This is a genomic window from Candidatus Margulisiibacteriota bacterium, from assembly GCA_028715625.1.
Lineage (GTDB): Bacteria > Margulisbacteria > Riflemargulisbacteria > GWF2-35-9 > GWF2-35-9 > JAQURL01.
The window spans coordinates 1-7,298 of sequence record JAQURL010000098.1; the positions used below are offsets into that span (position 1 = coordinate 1).

At 39.1% G+C, this 7,298-nt stretch carries 3 protein-coding genes; all 3 read right to left on the reverse strand.

The window, feature by feature from the left end; translation table 11 throughout:
- Positions 1-1,178 (reverse strand): glycosyltransferase family 9 protein (locus PHV30_11480; GenBank protein ID MDD5457634.1); only part of this gene is annotated, 1,178 nt, incomplete at its 3' end.
- 147 nt (positions 1,179-1,325) lie between these two features.
- Positions 1,326-4,946 carry a hypothetical protein gene (locus tag PHV30_11485; GenBank protein ID MDD5457635.1) on the reverse strand — a complete coding sequence of 1,207 codons (3,621 nt, stop codon included), beginning with the start codon at positions 4,944-4,946 and terminating at the stop codon, positions 1,326-1,328.
- Between the two features lie 487 nt (positions 4,947-5,433).
- Positions 5,434-7,298, reverse strand: a 1,865-nt coding sequence (locus tag PHV30_11490; GenBank protein MDD5457636.1) for a hypothetical protein, incomplete at its 5' end; no start/stop codon positions are given.

Below are 7,298 nucleotides of genomic sequence, written 5' to 3' on the forward strand. Positions count from 1 at the left end.
AATTTTTTGGCGTATTCGATATCATCCTTGCGGCTGGATTTGTGCTGTCCCAGCAGTCTGTTGCCGGAATCTCCCAATAAAATGCCCGAAACCATAGGATAATATTTGATACGGTATTCCGGATCTATACTGGTAAAAAGTACCAGAGTAGGGATATTGAAACTCTGGGAAATATGATAGGTTACAGTATCTACGGTTATTACAGCGTCCATCCTGGAAATAATACTGATAAAATGGTCCAGGCTTTTAGAAAGAGCAGAGAGGTCAATATAGCGTTCATGTCTGTATTGTATGTTTACTGTTGAAACAATAATATAATTAGTTTCGTTAATAATTTTATCCAGCATGAGTCTGGCTTTGTCCTGTGGCATAGTACGTAAATCTGTAGAAGCCAGTGGGTGGAAAAGAAGAAGTTTGCTGCCTCTGGCTTTAAGAATCTGCATAGATTTATCCAAATCCTTTTCTATATACGGATCAAGTTTTATAACTACACGTTTGTCTTCAGCAGAGACTGTATCGCTATCGATGCTTAAAGCTTGTAAATAAAAATCGATCATGGGGCGGTCATTAAATTCTTCCCTGGCGATAAAGCTACCCATGTCCACGCAGGCGTCATATTCCAGGAGCTTGGGCAGAGGACCGGGTAAGGGATAGAGCATGTGCACCGCGTCCTCTTTGCCATACAATTGCAAATTTTTTTCCAGATGGAACTGAAATAAATCGATCTCAACTTCACTGAAAAATTGTTTAAGTTTTTCATAAAAAACCTGCAATGCCCTGATGCCTACCAGAGAATCACCTGAGCCTGTGCCCATACCGTTAATAATGGCTACTTTTAATAACTTTTTACCCAGTAACGGTTTTATTTTTTCTTCCAAAGGTATAAATACCTTATGTTTGCTTTTGATATAGCCTATATCCCTGGGAAAACCGGGATGAGACTGAATTTGCCTGATTGCCCCGGCAGGAGCATTCACCAGCATATCCTGCTTGTAAATCAGTTTACACAAGTGCTTGATGGTATTGGTATTGCATTCGGTTGTAAAATACAGATAATCCGAAGGGACCTGCCTGGTAATGACCGCGTCCAGCGGAGGAGCGTTAAAAAGTATGGCCCTGTCCGGACGGGAAAGATCTACGGGTAGTTTGAGGTTGTTGGTAACATAGAAAAAATCCATAACAGTTAAGTTATTCCCTGAATATGAAAATGTTAAACGTGGATTCTTTTGTGAAAACGTCATTTCAAACGGCTGAATTGACCATTAAAACAAAAAGAGCAAGCCTGAGGCTTGCTCTTTAAGTATTATACTAGTATATAATGTCTATCAGTCTGTATAACCCATGCTCTTCCAATCATTGAGCAAAGAAGGCCCGATATTTGTACAACCAGCGAACACCAACTTCATCAGATCAAAATAATTATTTAACGCGCTTGTATTTCCTTCTGATTGAGCATTATTCGCTCCCTTCCAAATACTACTGTATATTGCGTCATCTTCATCCGAGTCAGGTTTGCTTCTATCTACTGCGTTAATTAAACTGTTCACAATTTTTTGGGATAATGACGAACCGGGATTATCCAGACACCATCTGATGATACGTGAGGCAATATCTACATTGCCATTCTGTATATTTGTACCGATCCAGCTCATAAATCCTGCGTTATTACTGGATAACAACTGTGTAAGCTTTTCATTACTCATACTGCCCATGTTATCAAGCAGCATGCTTCTGAACCCATCACCGCCTGCTGAACCGTTGAAGTGATCAAACAACTCAAGTAGTTTGGTACCCGACAATTCACTAAAAAAAGATGAGTCAATATGAAAATTATTCCATATCGCGGTCTGAGCTGTGGGATCGGTCAACTTTAAGAGGAACTCAGCTTTCTGCGCATTGGTATAAGAAGAAATACTCAGGTTAGCATAGATTTTATCTATTGCAGCCGGGGTCAATCCTTTATTAAGCAACGCTATTACCTGGTCCAGGTTCGGTGCGTTGGCAATCAAGGCGTTAACCACATTATCCAGATTATTATCAGCTGACAACTTGTTGACCAAACTGGAGAGGCTTGTACCGTCAAAAACATTTACCAACTGAGCGCTTACTTTCTGTATAGAGGCATCACTAATCCCTGAATTTATCAGGAAAGCTACTCCAAATACATTTGGACTATAAACTCCTTCGGGATCGGTTACTGCCACTTTTTTCAACACATCATCAAGTCTGCCGCTATCTGCTAATTTGGCTATAAATGCATCCTTGTAGCTGCAATGCAGGTTGTTACCGTTTGTTGAATTTTGATTTACCAGAATGTCTGCCAGTTGCTGATCGGTTAAACTGGAAGTGCTGCTGGAAATGGCCCCGAAAACTTTGGCTAAAGTAACACCTGAAAAGCCCCTGTCGAATAAGTCTAACACTTTCTGAGTACCCAGATTGCTGAACACTTCATCCAGCTTATTATTATCAGCCAGTTTATCCATAAAATAGCCGCGACCTGCTTGTGTGCCCACTAAATATAGTGTATCAGCACAAAGTTTAGCATCACCATACTGAGCCAGAGCATTCATAATCTGATGACTATAGTTAAAGCATTCACGATTTATAAAATTAGCTAATACTTCTGCGCTTAAATTGCAAACAACATCTTTGATATTTACGTTGTTGGTATTACTTAAAATGCTGGAGAAAATATTGTTAAGCTCTGACCAATGAAGTCTGGTGCCTATTTTACTTAACAAATCAGTAAGTTCAGTAGCGTTAAGGGTATTGGCCAAACGTTCAAAAAGTTCTGCCCTGAAATCGGCATGTACTTCCTGGCTGAGTTTGAGAATGGCTTCAGCACCGCCGGTAGCACCGCCATGGCTCTTATAATAGTTGGCTAATACATACTCCTGTATTTCCTTACCACCGCTAATTCGGCAAACAGATTTATTTACCAGCAGATCAATAGCGTCTGAGGCGTAGCGTTTTTTAGTCGCATCTGAATTATCATCAATATATGTCATTAATTTATCTAACATTTTCGACATATATTCACCAATAGCATCAGCTGATAATCCCTGATCACTTAGCTTTTGATACAAGTTGGTCGCAATATCCAAACGAGTATCATAACTAAGCTCAAAGTGCATAAAACTTTGGATATCAGACTTCATCGCAGACAGACCATTGTCATTTAACCAGGTATCCAGACCAGCACCGGATAAATCCAATCCGGTCTTTGTCTTTATATAACTTGTAAACGTAGCTTCATCGCGCGCCATAAGCAGAGCAAGAGTATCTGAATCCAGCTTGGAATAATCACCGATTGCATCCATTACCGTATTTGATAATAACTGCTGAACAACTAACAATTTTGCAAGTTGTGCACCTTTAGTACCGGCAGCATCAAGAATTTTCCTGGCCAGAGTACTGAACACGCTGGAAGAATTTGTGCTACTCAAAGCACCACTTAACTCTGAAGATGTTTTAATCCTCAAGCCACACTGAATCCCAGTATTGATCCAATCCATAATTACAGAAATTTTCTTGTTATCATCAATAGTATTAATGATACTTTCCAAATTTGCGGAGCTTATTTTATCCAGCAAAGTAGCGACCCTGGTAGTGCCTACATTGGTTATTACGTGATAGGCATTGGCTCCCAAAGCATCCGCCATTACTGAGGCAACATAATTAATACTGTTATCGGTAAATCCGGAAGTATTAATTAAAGCTACAGTATTATTTACTCCCATATGACTGATCATATCGTCGAGTTTTCCAGCATCCTTAAGTTTCAGCAAAAGGGTTTCCCTATCGGCAGCGGAAAAATAGGTGCCTTCCAATAAAACTGACTCTGTAAGTTCGGTCGATGCAGGGAACTTATCAACCAGGGATTGAAGAATGTTAGCTTTATTAGCTGCATTGGCATGCTGACTGATAATATTGGCTAGTGTGCTGACACCCATTCTGGTACTGATATTTTTTATAAGATTATAAAACGTATCATCTCCTTTATAGGATTTGGTTGTAGTCAATATCTGGTTTATAGCATCGTTGCTGATAGGATCAGAATGAATTAAAACGGCGATGTTAGATTCCGCCCCATGCGCAATGCAGTCATCAAGCAAATTTTTTACGAAATCTTCATTAACGAAATGATTCAGGATGCCGGCAGCGGTGCAATAATCACCCTGTATTGTAAGATGACTGACCAAATCCTTTTGTAACGCGATGTAACTCGAGTCGGACATTTTGCCGCTAGATTCTATTTGTTCGTGAATATATCTGGCCAAACCATCTGAATAACCGTTTAATTTGGCATGCTGAGCTATACCACCGGCAAGCATATCCATCTGATCCGCTGTTAAAGCACTTAAATCCACTTTCATGGAGGTACCGTTGAGGCCGTATTTTATTTTCATAACACTTCCAGTTATAGATATCTGGGGAGTTGTATCCTGACCGTTTTTGCTGTCAGCTATACGATCAAAATCATTAAACAAATCAGCAATTTTAGCAGCAGTCATTCCAGCTGTATTTAACAGATCATTAATACTAACATCTTTTAATCTGTCAGCTATATATTCCTGTAAAGTTACTCCGCTTAAAGAGGTATTGGTAGTGGTACCGACTATCGTATCCAAATTAATAGAACCGGATTCAGCATTTCCAGTCAATCCGGACACAGTATAAACAACATCCTGTGAATCTAATTGTTTATCATTGTCTCTATCTATATAAAGCTTGTCACCGTCTACCCAGCCGTATAAAGTTTCATTTTCCCCATCACCGACTGTGGTATTAGAGTCCCCATCATTATCACTTTTAAAAATTACTCTTTGGACAGTTCCATCAGTGCCTACTCCGGCCACCTTTATTTCATCTGCTAAATCATCGCCTGTTAATTTTGTAAAATCGCCCTGAATATTCAAATTATTATTACTTACTTCCCAGCTCATATCTCTTCCCCCTTAATAAAATTTTTAAGCACTTATTTATATAGTACATTTTTTTTAAATCAAAAAGCAAACATCCCCCCCTTTTTTATAATTAATTTTGAATTATCTGTAATAATTATCGTTATATACAGGGAAACTTATGTATTGATAAAAAATGTTCTTTCAGCTACCAGGCTGTCTAAAACAACAGAAGCACTTGTAGTTGTCATTCCCGTGGAAACGGGAATCCAGTATTTACAGGGCATACAGAAAAGCTGGATCCTCTGGTCAAGCCAGAGGATGACATTTTCGGACAGCCTGTCAAACAGTTAAAGATTTCTCGAATTTGCCCGGAATTCCATGTACCGGATCAAGTCCGGTATGACATCAGCAAAAATTAGACTTAATTTGTGACACAGCCTGAAAGCCGGGAATAACACGTCTCTTTATAAAGCGCTTGCCCTGAAGCAAGTTTGAAATGCTTAAAGAATGTAATAAGGAACTACCTTTATCCTCGTTTTTTTCTAGCTAAGGCAGCTAACCAGGCTTTACGTTTTTGAGCGGCGGCTTCCATCATCTGCTCCTGATATTCATCATCATCAGCTTTTTGTTTATCTTCTTTGTAATGATCAGACTGTTCGTTATACATGTCTTTGTTATTCTGATTATATATACTGGTCATTAAACCTGCATAGGTTATTTCCTGGCTCATAGATGACATTTCCAGCTGAGTATGGATCTGCTGGGAGTTGGGGCCGATTCGATTGCTGTACCATTTATGCCCAGACAATATTTGATAAACATCCGTTAAAAAAGTAGAGTCCAGAGCATAAGTAGGATCCTTCATAAAATCGGATAAAAAATCCGAAGTACCGCCCATTTGATATACACACTTAACATATTCCGTAAAATCAGTAAGGGTATCATAATAATTACCTACAGCAGCCATATTGTTGGTATAGCTGCTGACAATGCTATTATAATCTGTACTTTGTCCATTATAATCTGTACCGGAATAACTGCGTTCAAGCAATGTAAACAAATCTTCAATAGCGTTATTCTTATCGGTTCCGGCGGACATACTGTCAATCCATTTTACTTTTTGAAAATCATCATTATACAAGATAGATTTATGGTCTTCATATGCTGATGACGCAAAACCCCCATCAAGAAATGAATTTGCGCTGTCATCGCTATATAATTTTATGCGGTCATAATAATCCTCAGCTTTTAATTTGCGGTTAGAACGCGAGTCTTTTTTACTTTCCTTGTCTATCGAAACAGTACTGTTAGCAATTTTGTTGGTGCCGCTCAAAGCAGCTATACCAGCCCTGGATAACTGTGATGCAGGGTCAGTGACCAGGCCATATTTCATGAAGGCAAAGTTCATGGTCCGACCTTGTTTGGATTCAATTCCACTTGCAGGAATATAACGGCCCCTGGTTTCGTACCAGGCTTTCTGGCTGATATTGTTGCGATCCAGATATTCCATATCGTCAAAGTTGTATAATCCGTTGCCAAATCTGCTCTGCAGCTCTGAACCTATAAGCAAAGGGCTATAATTATTGCGCATATAAAACTCATCCAGATAGGAATTTTTAATGTTAGTTTTCAGGTTTGTTCCATCATTAATTATATTCAATAAATCTTTAATCCTGGCAGCATATTGATTGTATTTTTTTGCGGTGTTATTGTAGGTTTCTCTGGCCTGGCTTGACAGTGAATCAGTATTATTTTGCAGACAAATTGAGCGCAGTAAATGATAAGTAGATGGGCCGTTGCCGGTAAAATCCACATCAGCAGGTAAACCATATGTAGTTATAAGGTTTTGGGCTGTGGTATCGAACATTGACGGATATCCATTCCAATCCGTAGCAGAGATGCCTATAAAATCTCTGGCAAATTCATCAAACAAACTGCGCTTACCCAAAGTTGTGTTCGGAGAATAATAATTAAATTTTTGAACAGTGGTTGAAGTACGATCTGGTAAATCAATAATAACAGTTGAATCGCTATAATCAGTAGTACTGTCAGCACTACCACTTAGCAGATGCCCCTCTGCCCAGAGTACCTTTAACTTGCTTTTCAGCCCGATAACCGCGCTATTTGTATCCAGTTGCAGATTAAGGGCATGATCAAAACCGGTATCTTTTATAAACTGACAGGTAGCGGAATTATTATTCATTACAATATCTATTACCTCTTGATTCGAGGAACCACGTTTATCAAAAATTCGAAGCGTATTGCCATCAAGTTGTGTGGTACCGTCAGAACTGATCTTTAACCATTTCAACCAGTCTTTACCCAGCGCGGCAGCAAAATTTTCCTTGGAAAAATCTATTACGAAATTGTCTGCAGCACCATTAAGACTTA

Excerpts from the sequence above, each read along its gene's own strand:
- PHV30_11485 (MDD5457635.1), bottom strand. The coding sequence starts at position 4,946 with ATGAGCTGGGAAGTAAGTAATAATAATTTGAATATTCAGGGCGATTTT.